The organism is Vibrio sp. Isolate30, assembly GCF_022397975.1.
In the GTDB taxonomy this organism is placed as follows: Bacteria; Pseudomonadota; Gammaproteobacteria; order Enterobacterales; family Vibrionaceae; genus Vibrio; species Vibrio fortis.
In genome coordinates this window covers 470,569-490,520 of record NZ_JAKEUS010000001.1, presented here as the reverse complement: position 1 = coordinate 490,520, position 19,952 = coordinate 470,569, and the positions used below count along the sequence as shown (strand labels likewise).

23 protein-coding genes are annotated in these 19,952 nt (G+C 43.9%); 13 read left to right on the top strand and 10 right to left on the bottom strand.

Translation table 11 applies throughout. The features are described 5' to 3' along the window. Nucleotides 1–176 precede the first annotated feature (176 nt). The 3 genes from ulaR to L1D60_RS02220 all read left to right on the top strand — a co-directional run bounded on the left by ulaR (nucleotide 177) and on the right by L1D60_RS02220 (nucleotide 2,433). The gene (gene ulaR / locus L1D60_RS02230; RefSeq protein ID WP_239839544.1) at nucleotides 177–932 is read left to right on the top strand and encodes an HTH-type transcriptional regulator UlaR; all 756 of its coding nucleotides are present in this window, start codon (nucleotides 177–179) and stop codon (nucleotides 930–932) included. Nucleotides 933–1,054: 122 nt separating this feature from the next. Continuing rightward, nucleotides 1,055–2,122 carry an L-ascorbate 6-phosphate lactonase gene (gene ulaG, locus L1D60_RS02225; protein WP_008215922.1) on the top strand — a complete coding sequence of 356 codons (1,068 nt, stop codon included), beginning with the start codon at nucleotides 1,055–1,057 and terminating at the stop codon, nucleotides 2,120–2,122. A gap of 68 nt (nucleotides 2,123–2,190) precedes the next feature. After that, entirely contained in the window at nucleotides 2,191–2,433 is a 243-nt protein-coding gene (locus tag L1D60_RS02220) for a hypothetical protein (RefSeq protein ID WP_239839543.1), read from the top strand. A 5-nt stretch (nucleotides 2,434–2,438) separates the two neighbouring features. On the opposite strand, the gene L1D60_RS02215 is transcribed toward L1D60_RS02220, so the two are convergent. The 4 genes from L1D60_RS02215 to L1D60_RS02200 form a co-directional block, all read right to left on the bottom strand. Continuing rightward, nucleotides 2,439–2,717: a hypothetical protein gene (locus L1D60_RS02215; RefSeq protein WP_239839542.1), complete on the bottom strand. Its 279-nt coding sequence runs from the start codon at nucleotides 2,715–2,717 to the stop codon at nucleotides 2,439–2,441. 67 nt (nucleotides 2,718–2,784) lie between these two features. Continuing rightward, a complete protein-coding gene (locus L1D60_RS02210) occupies nucleotides 2,785–3,123 on the bottom strand; it encodes a Fis family transcriptional regulator (protein WP_239839541.1) in 339 nt (112 codons plus the stop codon). A gap of 211 nt (nucleotides 3,124–3,334) precedes the next feature. Continuing rightward, on the bottom strand, nucleotides 3,335–4,312 hold the full coding sequence (locus tag L1D60_RS02205) for a Gfo/Idh/MocA family oxidoreductase (RefSeq protein ID WP_239839540.1): 978 nt from the start codon (nucleotides 4,310–4,312) through the stop codon (nucleotides 3,335–3,337). Nucleotides 4,313–4,315: 3 nt separating this feature from the next. Further along, nucleotides 4,316–4,609, bottom strand: coding sequence for an antibiotic biosynthesis monooxygenase (locus tag L1D60_RS02200; RefSeq protein ID WP_239839539.1), 294 nt, complete (start codon nucleotides 4,607–4,609; stop codon nucleotides 4,316–4,318). 112 nt (nucleotides 4,610–4,721) lie between these two features. Here L1D60_RS02200 and L1D60_RS02195 point away from each other — a divergent pair, with 112 nt between their 5' ends. Beyond that, nucleotides 4,722–5,606: a LysR substrate-binding domain-containing protein gene (locus tag L1D60_RS02195; protein WP_239839538.1), complete on the top strand. Its 885-nt coding sequence runs from the start codon at nucleotides 4,722–4,724 to the stop codon at nucleotides 5,604–5,606. Here the strand turns inward: L1D60_RS02195 and L1D60_RS02190 are convergent. The 3 genes from L1D60_RS02190 to soxR all read right to left on the bottom strand — a co-directional run bounded on the left by L1D60_RS02190 (nucleotide 5,595) and on the right by soxR (nucleotide 8,134). Further along, entirely contained in the window at nucleotides 5,595–6,791 is a 1,197-nt protein-coding gene (locus L1D60_RS02190; protein WP_239839537.1) for a crosslink repair DNA glycosylase YcaQ family protein, read from the bottom strand. The genes L1D60_RS02195 and L1D60_RS02190 overlap by 12 nt on opposite strands. 111 nt (nucleotides 6,792–6,902) lie before the next feature. Beyond that, nucleotides 6,903–7,553, bottom strand: coding sequence for a DsbA family oxidoreductase (locus tag L1D60_RS02185; RefSeq protein WP_239839536.1), 651 nt, complete (start codon nucleotides 7,551–7,553; stop codon nucleotides 6,903–6,905). Nucleotides 7,554–7,687: 134 nt separating this feature from the next. Continuing rightward, complete coding sequence (gene soxR, locus L1D60_RS02180) at nucleotides 7,688–8,134, bottom strand: redox-sensitive transcriptional activator SoxR (RefSeq protein ID WP_239839535.1); 447 nt, start codon at nucleotides 8,132–8,134, stop codon at nucleotides 7,688–7,690. An 84-nt stretch (nucleotides 8,135–8,218) separates the two neighbouring features. On the opposite strand from soxR, the gene L1D60_RS02175 reads away from it, so the two are divergent. After that, nucleotides 8,219–9,421, top strand: a complete 1,203-nt coding sequence (locus tag L1D60_RS02175; protein ID WP_239839534.1) for an MFS transporter — start codon at nucleotides 8,219–8,221, stop codon at nucleotides 9,419–9,421. Between the two features lie 82 nt (nucleotides 9,422–9,503). Here L1D60_RS02175 and L1D60_RS02170 read toward each other — a convergent pair whose 3' ends face one another. Beyond that, nucleotides 9,504–10,301, bottom strand: coding sequence for a Cof-type HAD-IIB family hydrolase (locus L1D60_RS02170; protein WP_239839533.1), 798 nt, complete (start codon nucleotides 10,299–10,301; stop codon nucleotides 9,504–9,506). Nucleotides 10,302–10,598: 297 nt separating this feature from the next. Here L1D60_RS02170 and L1D60_RS02165 point away from each other — a divergent pair, with 297 nt between their 5' ends. The 3 genes from L1D60_RS02165 to L1D60_RS02155 are packed head-to-tail and all read left to right on the top strand — an operon-like array spanning nucleotide 10,599 to nucleotide 14,044. Beyond that, on the top strand, nucleotides 10,599–12,008 hold the full coding sequence (locus tag L1D60_RS02165; RefSeq protein ID WP_239839532.1) for a CHASE2 domain-containing protein: 1,410 nt from the start codon (nucleotides 10,599–10,601) through the stop codon (nucleotides 12,006–12,008). Between the two features lie 30 nt (nucleotides 12,009–12,038). Further along, nucleotides 12,039–12,416, top strand: a complete 378-nt coding sequence (locus L1D60_RS02160; protein ID WP_239839531.1) for a hypothetical protein — start codon at nucleotides 12,039–12,041, stop codon at nucleotides 12,414–12,416. Then, a complete protein-coding gene (locus tag L1D60_RS02155) occupies nucleotides 12,416–14,044 on the top strand; it encodes a M48 family metallopeptidase (RefSeq protein ID WP_239839530.1) in 1,629 nt (542 codons plus the stop codon). Before L1D60_RS02160 ends, L1D60_RS02155 begins: the two co-directional genes overlap by 1 nt. Before the next feature lie 55 nt (nucleotides 14,045–14,099). On the opposite strand, the gene L1D60_RS02150 is transcribed toward L1D60_RS02155, so the two are convergent. Further along, nucleotides 14,100–14,639: a TetR/AcrR family transcriptional regulator gene (locus L1D60_RS02150; RefSeq protein ID WP_239839529.1), complete on the bottom strand. Its 540-nt coding sequence runs from the start codon at nucleotides 14,637–14,639 to the stop codon at nucleotides 14,100–14,102. 141 nt (nucleotides 14,640–14,780) lie between these two features. Between L1D60_RS02150 and L1D60_RS02145 the strand changes: the two genes are divergently transcribed. The 3 genes from L1D60_RS02145 to arsB all read left to right on the top strand — a co-directional run bounded on the left by L1D60_RS02145 (nucleotide 14,781) and on the right by arsB (nucleotide 16,964). Next, nucleotides 14,781–15,305, top strand: a complete 525-nt coding sequence (locus L1D60_RS02145) for an HPP family protein (protein ID WP_239839528.1) — start codon at nucleotides 14,781–14,783, stop codon at nucleotides 15,303–15,305. 135 nt (nucleotides 15,306–15,440) lie between these two features. Beyond that, nucleotides 15,441–15,779: a winged helix-turn-helix domain-containing protein gene (locus L1D60_RS02140; protein ID WP_239839527.1), complete on the top strand. Its 339-nt coding sequence runs from the start codon at nucleotides 15,441–15,443 to the stop codon at nucleotides 15,777–15,779. 129 nt (nucleotides 15,780–15,908) lie between these two features. After that, nucleotides 15,909–16,964, top strand: coding sequence for an ACR3 family arsenite efflux transporter (arsB, locus tag L1D60_RS02135; protein ID WP_239839526.1), 1,056 nt, complete (start codon nucleotides 15,909–15,911; stop codon nucleotides 16,962–16,964). Between the two features lie 103 nt (nucleotides 16,965–17,067). Here arsB and L1D60_RS02130 read toward each other — a convergent pair whose 3' ends face one another. Then, nucleotides 17,068–17,949, bottom strand: coding sequence for a LysR family transcriptional regulator (locus L1D60_RS02130; protein ID WP_239839525.1), 882 nt, complete (start codon nucleotides 17,947–17,949; stop codon nucleotides 17,068–17,070). A gap of 121 nt (nucleotides 17,950–18,070) precedes the next feature. Here L1D60_RS02130 and L1D60_RS02125 point away from each other — a divergent pair, with 121 nt between their 5' ends. Beyond that, nucleotides 18,071–18,502 (top strand): PACE efflux transporter, encoded by a 432-nt coding sequence (locus L1D60_RS02125; protein ID WP_239839524.1) that lies wholly within the window; start codon nucleotides 18,071–18,073, stop codon nucleotides 18,500–18,502. Nucleotides 18,503–19,058: 556 nt separating this feature from the next. After that, nucleotides 19,059–19,913 (top strand): MIP/aquaporin family protein, encoded by an 855-nt coding sequence (locus tag L1D60_RS02120; protein ID WP_239839523.1) that lies wholly within the window; start codon nucleotides 19,059–19,061, stop codon nucleotides 19,911–19,913. The last annotated feature ends 39 nt before the right edge of the window (nucleotides 19,914–19,952 follow it).

The following is a 19,952-nucleotide window of genomic DNA, read 5'->3' as shown; positions in this document are numbered from 1 at the left end:
GCGCCGGATCACACACAAAAACAATAAAGCCATTAAAAACAACAACTTAAAATAGATTGTGATTAAAGTCTTGTTTTGTAAGTTGGGATATTTGACAATCATCAATGTGATTATTAGAATCAAAACAAATCAAAAGTAATCATAAAGTTGTCACAGAGACAAATAGAGTGATAAATATGAACGAAGTGCAAAGACACAACGGCATCTTGTCGTTACTAGAAGACATGCAGACGATTAACGTCTCTCATATTATTGATAATTTTGGAGTTTCACCGGCAACAGCTAGACGTGATATCGCAAAATTAGATGAGTTAGGCAGACTTCGAAAGGTACGAAATGGCGCCGAAAGAATAGAAAACCAAAAAAGAAAGTGGTCACCGCTCAATATCAACAGTACTGAGTTTTATGAAGAGAAATCTCAAATAGCGCATGCCGCTGCCGAGCTTTGTCAGGCGGGTGACACCGTCGTCATCAACTGTGGTTCAACCGCTTTCCTGCTGGGTCAGCAGCTGTGTGGAGAAGACGTTCAGATCGTCACGAACTATTTCCCACTCGCTAGCTACCTGATCAACGAAGATCATGACGACGTGATCATCATTGGTGGCCAATACAACAAGGCACAGAACATCTTTTTAAACCCAGCACCAAACTCATTGGGTGGCTATGCCGGGAACTGGATGTTTACGTCTGGTAAAGGGTTAACTGATGCGGGTCTCTACAAAGCCGACATGCTAACCGCCGTTGCCGAGCAACAAATGTTAGAACAAGTCGACAAGTTAGTCGTTGTGGTAGACAGCTCTAAAGTTGGACAAAGGACCGGAATGCTGTTTTGCGATGCCAAGCAAATAGACATCGTAATCACCGGTAAAGATGCCAACCCAGACGTGGTTAAAAAGATTGAAGCTCAAGGGACGCAAGTCATCTTAGTGTAAATCTAATGGGCTAACCCGCCCTCAAATAATAATAAATTTCAGCTCAGTGCCTTAGTCCAAATTAAGGCGCTCGGCCCCCTACATCCAAAATTAATCAAGTTATTGAAATAAAAGGTATTATCATGAGCAATGTAAACGAAATCACTCGCGAATCTTGGATCCTAAATACATTCCCAGAGTGGGGCACATGGTTAAATGAAGAGATTGAACAAACTGTAGTTGAACCAGGCACGTTCTCTATGTGGTGGCTTGGCTGTACAGGTATCTGGTTAAAATCTGAAGAAGGCGCAAACCTATCAATGGACTTCTGGTGTGGTACTGGTAAGAAGACACAAGCGGTTCAAAAAATGAAAAACCAACACCAAATGATGCGTATGGGTGGTGTTGAAGCGCTTCAACCAAACCTACGTACTGCTATCTTCCCGCTAGACCCATTTGCGATTAAAGAAATTGATGCGGTAATGGCATCACATGACCATGGTGACCACATCGACATCAACGTTGCAGCGGCAGTTCTACAAAACTGTGGTGATCACGTGAAATTCATTGGTCCTAAAGCGTGTGTTGATTTATGGATGAAATGGGGTGTGCCAGAAGATCGTTGTGTTATTGCTAAAGTTGGTGACGAGATTCGCATTAAAGACGTAAACATCAAGGTTCTAGACGCATTCGACCGTACAGCGCTTGTCACTCTTCCAGAAGGTACGTCTTCTATCGATAAAGACATTCTGGATGGCATGGATGACCGCGCTGTGAACTACTTGGTAGAAACAACTGGCGGCTCTGTTTACCACTCAGGTGACTCTCACTACTCGAACTACTACGCGAAGCACGGTAACGACCACAAAATCGATGTAGCACTGCTTTCTTACGGTGAGAACCCACGTGGCGTGACTGATAAAATGACGTCTTCAGATATCCTTCGTGCTGCTGAATCTCTGAACTGTGAAGTGGTGGTTCCATTCCACCATGACATTTGGGCAAACTTCCAAAACGATCCTCGTGAAATCGAGATGCTATGGAACATGAAGAAAGAGCGTCTTCAATACGGCTTCGCACCTTTCTTCTGGCAAGTGGGTGGTAAGTACACTTACCCAACAGACAAAGGTCGCATGCACTACCAGCACTTCCGTGGCTTTGCTGACATCTTCAAGAATGATCCAGAACTGCCTTACCGCGCATTCCTGTAATCATTAAATACCATATGGACGAGGGAGCGATTCGCTCCCTTTTTTAGTTATCAGATAGTGAGATTGATATGTTGTTACGTGAATTTAAGCACCACTTTGAGCAAGGCGACTTAAATGAAGCCGTTGGTGTCGTATCACCAGAGAAGAGTGGTTATTATCTTTTGGTCAAGAGCAATAAATGGGGGGTGCAAAGCTTCCTTGAATCTGGAAAAGCCGCTAAACCCAGAGTGTTCAAAACGCAAACTGCGCTAATGAATGCTGCTCAGTCGATTGGGTTTCGATGCTCTGATGTTCGTATCCATTCCTTATAGTTTTTTTACTTTTTTGCTCGAAACACTTTTACAATCCGAACAGTGAAAAACGTCACCACGCTTGCAATATAGAGCTTGCCTACCCATAGGCCGGCGTTAATCATCTGAGTTTCCTGCTCAATTAAGTGCTGATACTCAGCATCGGAAAGGTAAGGATCGTCAAAAGGAACAACATTGACTCCCCACATCATCCAAACAAACCAAACGACACCTCCTGCAAGCAGACATAGTGCTAGCCATGAGAGTTCTCCGAGCGTACCGAGTAATACGCTCTTACTAAACATGTTTTGATTTTTTTCCATTTATAGCCTTTATGCACAATACAGCGGGATGATTGAAGAGCCCTCAGAACTAAAGTCGCAAGTTCCATTTGCCTTGATGATCACGGTCGCAATTTTCTTGAGTGTCGTAACTCATGTGCTTATCAGGATTCTTCAATTTAATCCCAACCAGATTGAATGCACTTTGAACCACCGCAGCCACCTTTTGTTGACCACCACCTTCTAAAAAGTTCGTTCTGTCTTGATTAGTATCGAATACACAGACAATTTTTAGGCTCTGGGGAAAAGAAGAGAAGTTGACCGTATGAGTCACCCAAAGAAAACCGTCATAGCCTTTCAAAGTGCCTTCACAAACATCGGTCAGCACGTCTCTGATTTGATTTTCGATCTTCTTATCTGATTTGCGCATGAAGCGGAATCCCTATTTAACACCTTAAAACATAAGGTTTTTGCAACTTTAATTTCTTAAGCTGTATTGAACCCTTTGGCTGTTTCGAATGCAAAGGGTTTATAGGAGATTGTAGAAAGGACGTTAGAGAAGAATAATTAATATCGACTCATGCTCTATTGATAATATCTCCGCGAGATCATTCAACATGAGTCGACAACTTAGATGCAGATTAAGCGCTTGCCGCTTGTTCCCAATCAGTCAGTAACTTCATGATTACGTGAGAAGCTTGATGAGTAGCCATTGGCGCTGTGAGTTGTTTTTCACCTCGCTCGACAGCATGACGAATGTTTCGAACTTGGTAGTGGAATCCATCGCCTTGCGCTTCAACTTTCACTTCACGTGTCGACGTCTCATAGATCTCAACCGTGAACGTGTTTTCTTCAGTCGGTAGCCACGGATTGGTGTCGAGCGTGATACAGCCTTTACTGCCTAAAACCGTAAAGCCATGCTTTAAGCCGTGGTCTTCAGCAGTGTGGATTTGCGCAGTGAAAGTGTCATTAAAGCGTATCAAGGCTGATGATTCACAAATGTTACCATCATGACCGCGTCGGCCGATTGCTGAGATCTGCACGTCATCAAATACACACTCACCAAACTGGTGTTGTGCGACGGAGTGAATCAGTGACATAGGGTAACAACCTAAGTTGTACAATGCGCCTTTGCTCTCAGGGTTCACAAACTGGTCAATCGCCGCCACGTATGAACCTTGAATTGAGCGTATTTCACCGATTTCGCCGGTTGCCAGCTCTTGGTGAAGCTTGGCGATCAGTGGATGGTTTAGGTACATCAAGCCTTCAGCAAAGAACACACCCGCTTCTTTCACCGCTTGCAGAGCTTGCTCGGTTTTTTCCATATCAACCGACAACGATTTTTCACACAGAATCGCTTTGCCGTTTTGAGCGGCTTTGATTACGTATTCGTGGTGAACGTGGTTAGGTAAAGCGATGTAGATAATATCGACCGACTCATCGTCAATCAGCGCATCATAGCTATTGAAGGTTAGAGTTGGCCGATACTGCGCGGCAAACTCGTTCAGTGTTTTCTCTGTACGCCCAGCAACTGCATACAACTCGCTTTTAGCATCACCTTTGATTGCATCTGCCATTACGCCCGAAATAAAGCTAGTCCCTAGGATTCCCCATTTCATCGCTTACTGCTCCTGCTTTTGAGTTTCAAATGTTTGCACTAATTCCGCAATATCACGCTCGATAAACGCCTGTGTATGAGGCATACCAAAGTGTTGGTTAATAGCTTCACGATCGACGTACTGCTCAAGCAATATAACGCGATCACTCTGCTTTTCATCATAGGTTGCAATAGCCTGCAGGCAACCCGCTTCACCTTGCATGTCTACACAGAATTGTTCGATGGCCTCGATGGCAACAGCACGCTCAATGTTTGGCTTTATTCTTAGTTCCGCCGTCACGAAGATTGGATTAGTCATTCTTGTCTTTCCACAGTTTTAATTCATCCTCAATATAATTACCCCTTAATAATTGATAAACTCATCTTTCGTTTATTATTTGTAAACCTAGAGTGTTTAATAAGGTCGAAATATGGATAAACTCACCAGTATGAAGGTGTTCGCTTACGTCGTGGAGCAAGGCAGTTTTCGGCGCGCGGCTGATCACTTTGCACTTTCCGCCACTATGATCAGCAAACATATCCATTCACTAGAGACCGGTCTTAACACTCAGCTCTTGCACCGAACCACACGCAAGCAGTCGCTGACTGACTCAGGGCAACTCTACTACCGCGAGTGTAAACGGATATTGGAAGATATCAGCAATGCGGAAAACCTGATCCAAACTCTCGAAAATAGGCCACAGGGCACCGTTAAAATTAACAGCCCAATTACCTATGGAAATAAGGTTTTGGCTCCCATCATTGCTAAATTCTTGAGCCAACACCCAAGTATCAACGTCGAGCTCATGCTCAATAATGATCTGGTCGATCCCTACTCTTCTGATATTGATTTGATCGTGCGTATCGGTGACCTTACAGACTCCAGTTTGGTCGCTCGTCACTTAGGCCATTATGAGATGATTTATTGCGTTTCGCCTTGCTATCTAGAACATCACCCTAAGATCGAGTCACTGGACGATCTCACAAAACACCCCTCCCTAGGATTTAGCTACTCTAGCCGTGGTGATAGTCAAACCAGACAAACGGCCACTCAGTCGGGAACGTCGGAACATATCCGTTTAACGTCTAACAATGGGGATGTGCTGCGCTATGCCGCACTGCAAGGCGTTGGAGTGCTGTTGCAGCCACGAATTTTAGTCAAAGACGAGTTAGAGAAAGGCACACTCAAAGAGATCTTAGTTGGACAAGCGCCTAAGCCAAAACCCATACACCTACTATACAAAACCAAGCAGCTATCGCTCAAAAATCGAACCTTTGTCGACTTCATATTGAGTGAACTGGCACTAATCAAATAGCCGCTTTAAACGCTCAGCCAAGGGTTGACGAAGTGTGGCAGGTGAAGTCTTGTGAACAACGCAGTAATGACTTTGATTGAACGCCATAAAGTGAGACAACTCTTGGATCAGTGCCTCTATAAAGGCATCCTGTTGTTGTAGCTTGCCCTCTAATACCAAGTTATTGATATTAAGGCAGCCTTTCTTCCTTTCCACCTTACAATCCATGCGCGCCACCAACTCACCCTGCCACAGTATTGGCAAACTAAAGTAGCCATACTGACGCTTCGCCTCTGGCACGTAGCATTCAATCAAGTAGTCGAAATCAAACAGTGCAGTCATTCGCTTTCTTTGAATCAACAGATTATCAAATGGCGACAAAATCTTGAGTTTGCTGCGACTTAGCGGACGCTTTAATAACTCAAACGAGTGAGGAAGCATGTAGTAATTCTGCTGCCCTATGGCGACTTCTACTACTTCCCCCTCTTCCAGCATCTGATGCAGTGTTTGATTAAGCAACGGCTTTACGTTTTTCAGCAGATAGCTCATCTCAGAAACAAGCCCTACCCCATTCGCCTCTAAATATTGGACGATAAGATACCGAGCATATTCGAAATCACTCGGAACACTGGTATCAATATGACTTGGGATAACACGCTCGGTTAAGTCGTAAACCTTGTGAAAATTGACCCGCTTAGGCACCATTAGGTCACCCTGCATGAATAAGGTTTCCAATGCTTGCTTGGCGGGTTTTCCACCCCAACCACCTTTGTTAGCACGTTCGCCTTCAAAGTCCTTGGCCATTAGAGGCCCTTCTTGCTCAATTCGCTTAAGTACACCATCCATCAGTGTTTGGTCTTTTCTATACCAGTGTTTCAACTGCCCAGTTCTGAAAGCGTTTTTGCGATACAGACTGTAACGATAGTCACGCATTGGTAGATAGGCAGCGGCATGTGACCAATATTCGAATACCTGTTTCTGATCGAGTAGCGCATCAAGATCCTTGGGGTGGTAACGAGCATTCCGGTTCCACAACGTATGGTGGTGAGCACGTTGAATCACAGAGATGGTGTCAATTTGAATGTAACCAAGCTGCTCTATTGCCGACAAAGTGACTGCTTTGGAGGGTTGTTTAATCTGCTTAGGTGGCAATAACTGAGAGTGCAGAATGATCTTTCGGGCTTGAGCAAGCGACAGTGACTCCATAGAGATCCTGTGATTGATGAAGGGAATGACAGAAGCCTATCGATTCGCATGTTTGCTGTAAAACGACACAGTCACAAAACAGCAAACACACTGGAGAAGCAAGGGAGATATCTACGACGCTTGCTCTAACTCTTCTAACAGAATCTGCTTATAGGTTTCAACCGTTTGCGCGCCCGTTACAGCACTGGTGCGATTGATCACTACGGTTGGCACCGATGAGATACCCAGCCTTTGCCATTGGAACTCTTGCGCTTCAACCTGTTCGATATGAGATGCCTGCTCCAAACGCTCTAGGGCTTTTTCAGCGTCTAACCCAACTTGCTCTAGCTCGGATTTTACTACGCTAAGGTCTGAAAGATCTTTCTGTTCGCTAAAGTGCGCGGTAAAAAAGCGCAGTTTCAACTCAGTTTGTTTGCCATGCTCACTAGCATACTCAAGCAGTACGTGTAGATGGCGAGAATTCACCATTCTCATATCGTCGTAAAAGTCGAACGTAAACCCAACCTCTTTACCACGTTCAGCGATATTTAAACGGTTTTGCTGACTCTGCTCTGCGGTGATTTGATACTTACGCATCAGATGATCACGAAGATTTTCACCCTCTTGCGGCATATCTGGATTTAGCTCAAAAGGCTGCCATTGCAGTTCAATATTCTGTTCTAGCCCAAGCTCTTGAATCGCTTTTTCCAAATTTTTATATCCAACTACGCACCAAGGGCACATGACATCGGAAACCACATCTAACTGGATTTTATTACTCATCATTTATCACTTAGTACTCTGTGTACAGTTGTTCTGGTTGAACTAATATAGCCAAACATGAACAGTCGTTCAATAATAAATTAGTTCTAGCTTATATAGATCTGACCTTCCGCCAATATTGGTCGACAGCAAGGTCAATTACCAGACTCTGGCCTACCTTGAATCAAGCTACCACCGGCTTCGTGCACCCCTTTCGTGTCATCTGGGTTATATAGCTTGCACTTCTCCATCGATAAACATCCACAATGAATACAGCCACTTAATTCATTTTGAAGCTTCTTTAAACTTTGAATTTTTGCCTCTAACTGTTTGTTCCAATCCAACGCGAGCTGTTCCCACTCTTCTTTCTTAGGTGCTCGATGAGTGGGCAGGGTTGCTAGAGCATCAATGATCTCTTGCAGCGATAAACCAATATTTTGCGCCGCTTTGATCACGGCAATTCTACGCAAGATTTGTCGGTCAAACTGGCGGCGATTGCCTTGATCTCGAGTACTAGTGATTAGCCCTTTCTTCTCATAGAAATGCAACGTTGGAACACTGACACCAGCTCGCTTGGCTACCTGCCCGACTGTCATATGCATAAACTTTCTCCTAAAACCGTTTGACCTCAAGTTAACTTTAGGAATTAGAGTAGCTCAAAACGAACACAATTACATGGACAGAGTATGAAAAGTAAAACCCCACCTTATCTTGCAGGACGATTCTTTGATGGCATCAGCTCAGGTCTTTTTATGCTAGCACTACCTTGGCTGATGCTCAGTCAGCCCGGTCAAGGTGAGTTTGTTGCGCTCACCGCATTGGCTTGTACTTTAACAACCTTCTGTTCAACGCCCTATTTCTCAGCTTTGATCGACAGACATTCACGTAAAAACATATTGGTGTGGATGCAAGTGATTCAATTCATGACGGCATTTTTGGTCGCTTTGATCTACGTTATCGGTTGGGGCAGCCTTTGGGTGTTAGGAGCAGCGCAATTGATCTTTTGGGTATCAAGTAACTTGGCTTGGCATACCAATAACGCATTTACGCAAGAAAACTATGACCAAACCGAATACGCAAAGATCTCGAGCTACCAAGAAATTGTGATGCAATCTACGACATTAGGGGCAGGAGCGCTGGGTGTCATTCTATTGGAAAAATGGAGCATTATAGAGTTTGGATTGTTTGCAGGTGTCGCGTCTTTATTGGCAACCTTTAGCTACCTGCTAACCCCTTATCAGCGCCGTATCAAATCATCCGTTCGCACACCATTCAAGCAGCAACTCGTAGAGATAAAGACACTCGTTGTTCAATCACCCTCTTTCTTTGCCTTTTTGATGGCGTCGTGTCTCTCTTATCCAGTCCTCACCTTTCTCAGCCGTCTAGTCCCTATTTGGTTCTCTGAAATCGAAATTACAGGTGATTGGTTAGCCCTTTACAACATAGCTTTAGGAGTTGGAGCCTTAATTATTGGTTTATTGATACCTAAAATCCTTAAAATGATTTCTCATCAAACCATTATGCAAGTGTCGATGATCGTCATTGGTATGACCTTGGTGGCGATTGGCCAACTCAGTGACCCTATTTACATCATCGCACTAACCCTAGCTCTTGGTGCCTTCAACGCGCTCAATCGAATTGCACGAACCAACTGGATGCACCATTCTGTGAATATGGCTCATCGAGGACGTGTTGATGGTGGCCTAACCTTATTCGCTACTATGACGCAAAGCTTGAGTTACGTGCTCATTGCTTTCTTAGCCTCAGCCGATGCGATTGTGTACGGGTTTGTAATTGCTGGCATCATTGTACTAGCCGCAGCACTTTGGATGACACAACTCGTTAAGCAGATTAGCCCAGAATGCACACTCTCTAATCAATGTGTTTAATCGCTAATTAAAAACACGCAAACAAAAAACCAGCTCATACGAATGAGCTGGTTTGCGATGAAATAAGAGAAGTTGGGACGGATTAGCTAAGAAGCTTTTCAATCACCTGGAAAACACCCGCTTCTTTATTGCTCGGCGCACTAAAACGCGCAATCTCTTTTAATTGTGGATGCGCATTATCCATTGCGTAAGAGTGGTAACTCTCTTTTAGCATCTCGTAATCGTTAAGGTAATCACCAAAGCTCATCGTCTGCTCGAATGTGAAGCCCAAAGTATTCTGAAGATGTTTGATCGCCGCACCTTTGGATGCTTCTGCATTCATCACATCCAGCCAGATTTTAGCACTGACTACGACTTGAAAATCTTGACCAAATTTTTCGTTAATCGAAGGGTTCACAAACTCCTGAGAACCTTCAAAATGACAAATGGCCACTTTGATAAACTCATCGTCAACCGTTAGCAAATCTTCTACGTATTCGCAGCGGTGGTAGTACTTAGCAAACTCGGTGGTCGCTTGCTCATCTTGCGTTTCAATATACGCCGACTTCTTACCACAAAGCACCAAGTGAGCACCTTCAATTTTACGTGCTTCTTTAATGATGGATTGAATTGACGCTTTGTCGATCGTGCAGCTGTAAAGTTCTTCACCTTTGTGCATCACTAATGTGCCATTTTCAGCAACGAACATCATGCGATCTTTAATCGGAGCGAAAGTCTCCATTAAGCTGTAGTACTGACGACCGGAAGCCGCAGCAAACATAATGTCTTGCGCTTCTAGCTTTTCATAAAGATCAAAGAATGCAGGATCGAGCTTACCGTGCTCATTGAGTAGAGTGCCGTCCATATCAGCAGCGATAAATTTAATGTTGTGGTGTGGCATCTTCAAAACTTACCCTAAAATTATTGTTTTCTGCCCGCAGTAGCGAACCAAGAGCGAGAGTATATCTCAAGATGAGGCGCGATTTCTTGTCTCAAACACATATTTCAACTGACAGTTAAATCAATAATTTCCACTCAAAATGGGACTTATCATTAACTTATTGTTTCATTAATAAATGCCAGTCTCATTTGTGATACCGCTCCCATAAAGCATCATCTTGTAGTGTTATTTTTGAACAAATTTGCAACAGGTTGTTCACCAACAATTTGCCTATAGGTTATCGACGGTCAGCATTTGATGTCTTTTAGTTTAGAAATATTTTCCAAAGCACTTATTACTACTGGTCTAATTTTACTTGTCTTTATTGTTGATCCGTTGGGTATTCGTAATTCTGCAGAAGATCATTATGAAGACCACATACTTAGGCTATGGTCTCCATTTTTTAGTGAATCGGTTTCCGATGAAATCGTCGTGGTATTGATCGATGACCAATACATCGATCAAACCAACACATATCCAGTCAGTTATCGGAACCTTGCTCGATTGCTCAAAACCATTTCTCGGTTTGAACCACAATCAATGTTCTATGACATTCTTCAACACCATGAACACTCCGATAATCTCAACCGTTGGTTAACGACCTTAGACCGCCAAAAGTTCCCCATATTTATGGCCAGTAATACCAATTACGATACAGAGGCTCGTCTCAATGACCCTGAATCACTAAGACATAAAATCGCCAATGTTTCTGAGCTCGCTGCCGTATCATGGAGTGGAGAAGGTCGCTATTACCCTCTTTCTGTTCCTTGGAATGGCAAAAAGATGAACACTGTTGCCGCTGCAATGTATAAAGATTGGTGCAGCCGCGCCCCTGGCTGCGATGAAACACAAATGGACGATCTTGATGATTCCGTTATCGTCCAATGGAGTAATAAACATGCACCAAACCAAGAAAAATTCTTTCCGTTAGGGATGAGTTGCGGTGATGGAACCCTCAGTCAGTGGCAACAACTCAAGGAGTTACTCATCGTTAGCCTGACACAAGGTATCCAAGACCAAGATGATGTCGACAGTGCACTTCGAAAACGTTGTCCACCTTTTCTTACCATCGCGGCCTCTAAGCTGAGTGCTCCAGGCGCAGCTGGCTCTCCCGAACTAAAGCAAGCCATTCAAGGAAAAATGGTATTGGTTGGTTACCACGTGACTGGCGGTGTTGACCTCGTGGTATCGCCCGTTCATGGCACGCTTCCGGGCGTCTACTTTCATGCTATGGCTCTCGATAACTTGGTCACGCTCGACGGCGAGTATTGGCGGTCGCCTGACGACGCAGGTTTATTCAACCTAAGCATCGCTGACATGGTCGAAATATCAGTTCAAACCATCGTGTTGTTTCTTGTGATTTGGTTTCGCTTCAACTTTTTGGAGCAACAAGAGACGCAACATTTCGATGAGCGACAAAAGCTATGGGGTGCCTTCGTACCTATGCTGATCATTATCGCGGTGATCGCGCTTTCTGTCGCGATATCTCACTTCGTACTCAATGTAGGCGCGCCTAACTGGTATGGGTTAATCCTAATAATATTCATCGACTTACCCATCTTTTTCTTCTTCATTTTTGAAGCTTTCAGACCAAAACTCCAATCTTACAAAGAGAGGGTCTGTCTATTCGCAAAAAACACAAAACATAAACTAAGAAACACACAATAAACAAAAACATTCAGTAAATAAGGAACATTTATGAAATCGCTATCAATGTTAGTTATGGGCTTAAGTTTTGGTCTTGCATCATCGGCTGCTATGGCGCAAGAGCAAGTCAAGGTTATCGATTTTTTAGTCGATAATGTTTGGGTTTGCGACAAGGACAACAGTTGCGCAGATGTCCCAAAGAATACCCTACCGGACCCTAAAAAGACTGGCCTAGTAGTGGAAAACTATGACCAAGAAGAACAAATGGTAATGGTAAAAATCAACGGCCAAGAAAAATGGTTTGACCAAATTGAAGTTCAGTTGAATAAGACGGCGGTGGCGAGCGTTGTGTGTAGCACTCAAAAAATCAGCGCAAAAAGCGACAGCGGTACTTACGCAACATTGGGTCTTGGTGAGGGGTGTAACTAATGAAAAAACTACTTTGGATTGCCGCTCCCCTCATACTGTCTGGCTGTGCGGTAGACAGTATCAACAATATCATGGGTAGCAAGTATGAGTCCTTTGATGGAAAGTTTATCGACCAACACCTCGGCGAAACCAATTCGCCTGCAAGCAAAACCGCTGCTACTAACGCTGCCGCGAGTCAAGAGTTTAAGAACATCGTCAATACTCGAGCCGCAGCGGATAAAGATCTTATCGCCAACCCTTACGTCAACAAATACCTTGATGGCTTATTAGCTAAGATCCTCAAACAATGGGACAAACCGATAGATAAAGAGATCTCTATCATGGTGTCGTCTGATCGGAACTATTCAGCCTACGCAACACCCAATACCATTGTCATTACTCAAGGCGTATTAGCAGATGCGGAGTCGGAAGACGAGCTTGCTTTCATTATTGCTCATGAACTTTCTCATATTCTTTTAGAGCACAACGCCACCAATGAGTACTTTGCAAAACAGAGCGCCTTGGTCAGTAAAACCGCCAATATCGCAATGAGTACCGCCCTCATTACCGATATGAAAACGGAAAAGACCGCTAACGGCTACAAAGTCACGAGTCAGAACAAGGATTCGACCAAGAGCCTGATTCAAGACTCTTATCGAGCCGGTTTGACTATCAACAGGCTAAGCCGCGATGTTATTAGCTCCTCAATGAGCCGTAGTGATGAAGACGAAGCCGATTTGCTCGGTATGGACTTGTTGGTTAAGGCCGGATACAGCCCACGTGCATTTTCTCCAGTGTTGGAGCGTCTAGAGAGCAGTCACAAATTCACAGAAGCTCAACTCAAAGCCAAGAAACAAGAGTTTCAGAGCTTTGTCACATTGGCGAGTGACGCAGGTAAACACCTATCTAGTGATAACAAATGGAGTAACTTAGGTTATTTGGCCGCCAATGAAGCCGGCACACAACTGCTACAAAGTTTCTCTGCTAGACACGCCTCTCCAATGGACCGTAAGAAAGACTTATCCGCCTACATAAAACGAGAATATCGTAAAGAACGTAAGCGAAAGATGTCGCCTGGTGAGTTTGAACAAGTGGTGAAAAAAGGCAAAGGCCAACAGATTCAAGAAAACTATTGGCATGCATCGGAAGCCTTCAAAGCGCTTGAATTTGGTGATATCAAAACCGCTGAAACGCTTGCGAGAAAAGCCGTATCGGGACCAACAAAAAATCATGCTTACCCGAGACTGGCCTTTTATGGTGTGCGTAAAGCGCAAAATCAAGATGCGAAAGCATTGCAAAACCTTGCTCTGATTAAGAACTGGGATTATGCATCAATTCAAACCTTTACCTTAGCGGCACAATCTTATCGCGAACAGAAAAAGCCAGCTAATTCACTCAAACTTTTGACCAAAGGTGAACAAGTTATCGGTACTCAAGTGCCATTCTTGCCGGAGTACATAGCGGCACATAAAGCCCTAGGAAATGAATCTGAAGTGGCTAACCTTCTCACTAAATGTAAAGGACTCAGCGAGAGCAATATCGTAGCGCAATGCCACAGCAGTGCTGGAGTGGAAATACCACAAAGCAAAAAGTCTGGTAACAGTTTAATGAATTCGTTTAGCTCACTTACTGATTTGGTTGAACTCTAATTAGTAAAAACACCAACATGAGAACGCTCGTGTTGGTGTTTTTACTGCCTATAAATCAGCAACCCGCTAACATCAACCAAGTTTTATGGTACTGCTGTTTATCGGCTTCCAATCTTTCAAACTCACTTCTTACAATCAGGCCTTCCAAAAATACCATCATCATTTCTGAGCGAGGATCGTTGCTTGATGAGGAGTTGATAACCCGATGAACAAGGTTTTTAATCCAGATTTTATGTTGCCGAGACAAAGCCGTAATCTCAGTTTCTGACTCCTTAAACTCGGCAAGTGCATGCATGAACATACACCCCTTAAAGTCATCTTGCGCGAACCAATCGAAATGCCAATCCAAAAGAGCAGACAGCTTACCCTCAAAATCCTGAGCTTGAGAAATATACTCCTCTAAACTTTGCTCAAACCTTTGGTGGCGTCTTGCTAATACCGATTCAATGAGCTTGGTTTTAGAACCAAAATGACGATACATCGAGGTCTTTGAGACCCCCGCCTCATCACGAATCATGTCAACGCCTACCGCGGTGTAGCCAAGTCGATTAAAAAGAGACTCTGCCACATCCAGAATAAGATCTTTTTTGCTCATTACTTTCAACTCGTTAGATGTGTTTTAAAACACTACTTGAAATATGCCATTGCAAGAAGTGTACAGATCTGTATCATTCCAATCAAACGGTACAGATCTGTACACTTTTAATATCAAACTACCTTAATCGAGGAAATAAGTATGAGAAATCGACTGTCGGGTGGAGGAATGCTGCCCCCAAAAGCTGACACTTTGCAGAAATTTAAAGGCTTCATAGGTGGAACAGCGGGAATTTTAGTTTTGTCTCTGCTTGCCGAATATTCAGGGATACCTTGGTTAATGGCACCATTTGGCGCCACATGTGTGCTGTTGTTTGCGGTACCCACATCACCACTCGCTCAGCCAAGAAACATTGTACTCGGTCACTTTATTTCAGCCGCTGTAGGGTTATCAGCGCTGTTTATGTTTGGTGACTCTTACCTCGTTATGGCGATTGCTGTCGGGACGGCCATCATGCTAATGCAGCATTTCCGAGCAGTGCACCCTCCTGCAGGTGCTAACCCGATTGTGATAGCACTTGCTGGCACAGCGAATATAGATTGGATGTTTCTGATCACACCAGTATTGAGTGGTAGTTTGGCTCTGGTTTTTATTGGCACTCTGCTAAATAACAGTAGTAAAACTCATTCATGGCCACTCTACTGGGTTGGAGGTAAAAACCTCTAGCGCTATGATTTATTGATAAAAAAATATAGTCACCAATAGCTAAGTATTCAGCCAAACAAGATAAATTTGACCGACCAAACAAATCGCCTTACTATTAATCGTCTTTTAACGATTAGTAGTAAGCGAAGCACCACTATGACAGCACAATGCGAAGCGAAGGGTAACTGCGGCACACTACCACCAGGTAACGGTGAAGCAGAACAAGAGATGGCAACCCTAGCCAAAGCACTTGCGCACCCTGCAAGAGTACGTATTTTGAGTATTCTCTCTGCTTTAGAGAAGGCAGGTGGCTGTTTAAATAGTGACTTAGTTAGCGAGTTAGGTCTTGCTCAATCGACGGTTTCTGAACACTTGAGAATTCTGAAAGCCAGTGGCTTTATTACAGCGGAATCCATCCCACCAAAGATGTGTTACCGCATTGACCGTAACAATATTGAACGCTTTGAATCTATCTTTAATAACATTTTGAAGTAACCGCCATTATTGGCAAGAACAAAACCATCACACTAAGCGATAGGCCAGAGTAAGGTCTGTTTTCTTTAGTGTGTTTTTTTACCTTAACCAATCGTTTTTCGACGATTAACGATAAAAAGAGAGAATAGTATGAAACCCAAGTTGAGTTTTCTTGATCGCTACTTAACACTCTGGATCTTCATCGCCATGGGGCTAGGTGTACTGCTAGGTATTATGTTCCCACAGATAGAGCAATGGAATGAGTCGATGTCGGTTGGCAGCACCAATATTCCATTGGCTGTTGGCCTTATATTGATGATGTATCCGCCACTGGCTAAGGTCAATTACAGCCTGTTAGGTACCGTGGTTAAAGACAAGCAAGCGATCAAACTGTCACTCATTATGAACTGGATCGTTGGTCCAATCTTGATGTTTGTTCTAGCCATTACTTTCTTGGGTGATCACCCAGGATACATGGTCGGCGTTATTTTAATCGGCCTTGCACGTTGTGTGGCAATGGTGTTGGTTTGGAACGACATCGGTGGCGGTAACAAAGAGTACGGTGCAGCTTTAGTTGCCCTCAACAGTGCTTTCCAAGTCGTGAGTTACAGCTTTATGGCTTGGTTGTTCATCAGCGTATTGCCACCTGTGTTTGGTTACGAGGGAATGATGGTTGATATCTCGATGATTGATATTGCCCATAGTGTACTCATCTACTTGGGAATCCCGTTCTTAGCTGGCTTTTTAAGTCGTAAGATCTTAGTTTCGATGAAAGGTGAGCAGTGGTACACAGACGTTTTCATTCCACGCATTTCTCCAATGACTTTGATTGCCCTACTAGCGACGATTGTCCTTATGTTCAGCCTGAAAGGTGAGATGATTGTTGAACTGCCAATGGATGTTTTGCTGATTGCTATCCCACTGACGATTTATTTCACTGTGATGTTCTTTATCAGCTTCTTCATGGGTAAGAAAATGGGCATTGATTACGATAAGAACGCATCGATCGCTTTCACAGCAACGGGTAATAACTTTGAGTTAGCGATTGCAGTCTCTATCGCAGTATTTGGCATTAACTCAGACCAAGCATTCGCAGGCGTTATTGGCCCGCTGATCGAAGTACCTGTACTTATTTACCTAGTTAACGTCGCTCTAAAAATGAAAGACAAGTATTACTCAGGTCAAACAGTCAAAACGCTTAACTAGTATGAGCGCACCCAATCATCGTTGATACAGAAAACCAAAGGCTCATTCCGAAAGGTATGAGCCTTTTTAGTTTCCGAACATCATTGAAGAGCTGCACAGACATTTAATCGAGCAAACTCTTCAAACCATGCTCCAACCATTTAAGCGCGGGCCCTTTGTTTTTAGTCTTTGATAGAATCAAATCCACCGGAGGCGACCAAGTCTTATGATCAAAGGCGATGTTGATTTCCACCAGCTGCTTCTTATCTATCTCATCTCTGACTATGTGCTCTGGTAGGTATGCCCAACCGATGTCACTGCCTAACAACACCTCTTTAATCACAATGAAGCTATTCGACCACCACACTTTCCCCGCAATTAAAGGAAATTGGTCCATCAATTTTCCCTTATCGCCCCGCAACATCAACTGACGATGTGGAAGCAGATCAGGCAACTTCGCTTCTGGAACACACGCAAGGGGATGATTGGGATGGCAGACCGCCACAAACGGTAGGTGACCAATAAAACAGGGCTCGGAGCCTACATCAAACGCCAAGTCAGTAAACATTATGCCGATATCCGCTTTCTCTTGTTGTACAAACGGGTTCACTTCTGTGGTGGTACAAGCGATCAGCTCAACCTCTGTGGCGGGAAAGTGCGAACTGAACTCTTTCAATATTCGCGACAAGTTCGGAACGAGCAGCGAATCATCGAGTGCGATTCTGATCAACCCCTCTTGTTGATCATTAATGGCATTAACCATCACGTTCAAGTCTTCGACCTGCATGATGATCGCTTTCACTTGCTTGTATATCTGCTCACCTTCACGAGTGAGCGTCGGCTTTCGCGTTGAACGGTCAAACAGCGTGGTATTAAAGTCGATCTCTAAATTACCTATGCCTTGACTCACCGCTGATTGGACTTTACCAAGCCTACGTGCACTGGCAGAAAATGATCCTAGCTCCACCGCATACGCGAACATTTTGAGTTGTTCTATGTTGTACATGCCACCTCACCTATCATCACCAATAGTGATAGTTACCATCTTTTTATTATCAACATAATCGATATTATTGCCAGCATTGAAACGGGACAAAAGCCCAATTGAAAAGAAAAGAGAGAACAACATGTCACACAAAGAACGAATCTTACACATGGTGCTGTTTGAGTTAGTTGCCTTGGTATTGATGGCTGGGCTTGCCACCTACATCACAGGTAATGGTGCAGGAAAAATGACAGGACTCGCGCTTGCGATGTCACTAATCGCAATGGCCTGGAACTATGTATACAACTACGGCTACGACAAAGTGTTTGGGGCTGATCGCAGCAAGCGAACTAAAAAAACGCGCCTATTACATGGGCTTGGCTTTGAACTCGGATTAATGAGCGTCACGCTACCTGTGTTGATGTGGGTACTTAAACTCGACTTTCTCACCGTGCTTATCATGGATATTGGCTTAGTCATTTTCTTCGTGGTGTATGCGATTGGCTTTAACTGGGCTTACGATTCAGCTCGTGATCTTCTGGTTAGCAAAGGCAAAGTAAAAGCTCTGGCATAAGAATATACAACGGAGAAATAAGAGAGGAAAAAGGGGCTAACTGAAAAGAAGCAGTCGTAAAAAGGAGATAAATACGACTGCTTTGCTCCGACAATACCCCACTTTTGTAATTCGATTGTTAACAACAAGCCCCGACGATAAAAAGTAACAATAATAAAACAAAGAGCAGTACCACATCACATTTAGAGCATTCTGTTCAGTACAACTGTCCTTGGATGCAATTTAAACAGGTGTTTGATTACATTTCGGCCATCAAGGCAGCAGCGTCACAAAATCAAACTCTCGGCTTGTCGTACCAGTTGTGCATTGCAACGCATACGAGTAGTTTTAGCCGCGAGTAAACATTCGAAACACTCACTAAAACGATCATCGAAACAACCCGCCTTCTTTCATATGAGTTTCATTTGTGATCAAAGTTGCGCTAATTAACAATAAAACCGCGTTTCATTAACAAATTCATGCTCAAACGCTCACTTTTAATGTTCGTTTGTTTTCGAGTTCGCAAATATATGCACAATACACGTGCTAGACAAGCAAACTAACAAGGACTCGAACAATGACAATAAAAAAACACCCCTCTTTATTCGGCGAATGCTTAGCAGAATTTATAGGGACAGGACTACTCATTTTCTTCGGTGTGGGCTGTGTAGCCGCACTCGTACTAACCGGTGCAACATTTGGCCAATGGGAGATCAGTATTGTATGGGGCTTCGGCGTGACCATCGCGATTTACTGCACTGCTGGCGTATCTGGTGCGCACATTAACCCTGCAGTCACCATCGCACTGGCTATGTTCCATGGATTTGATAAGGCGAAGGTTGTGCCTTACATCATCTCTCAACTGCTTGGTGCATTCTGCTCAGCGGCACTGGTATATACTTTGTACAGCAACTTGTTTACCGATTACGAAATCGCAAACAACTTTGTACGTAGCAGCCAAGATGCACTTGCAACAGCTGGTATTTTCTCGACTTACCCACACGCTTCCCTCTCTTTCTTTGGCGCTTTTGCTGTGGAATTCGTGATTACGGCTGTTCTAATGTTTGCCATTCTTGCGCTTGGCGATGAGAACAACGGTGCTTCTCGCGGTGCAATGAACCCACTACTTATCGGTATTCTGATTGCTGTAATTGGTGGCTCTTTAGGTCCACTAACCGGTTTCGCGATGAACCCAGCGCGTGACTTTGGTCCTAAACTATTTGCTTACTTTGCAGGTTGGGACTACGCACTGAGCGGTGCTCGTGACATCCCTTACTTTATTGTTCCAATTCTTGCTCCAATTGCAGGTGCGTGTTTTGGTGGCTGGTTATACCCGAAAGCTATCGCCGCATACCTACCAGCAACGGGCCAAGGTTGTACTATCCCGAATCAATGTGAAACAGAAGAAGAAGCTGAACAAGCTCGTGCTTAACTCCTAAGCCTTCCAACATTTACTAAAATATAAATAACG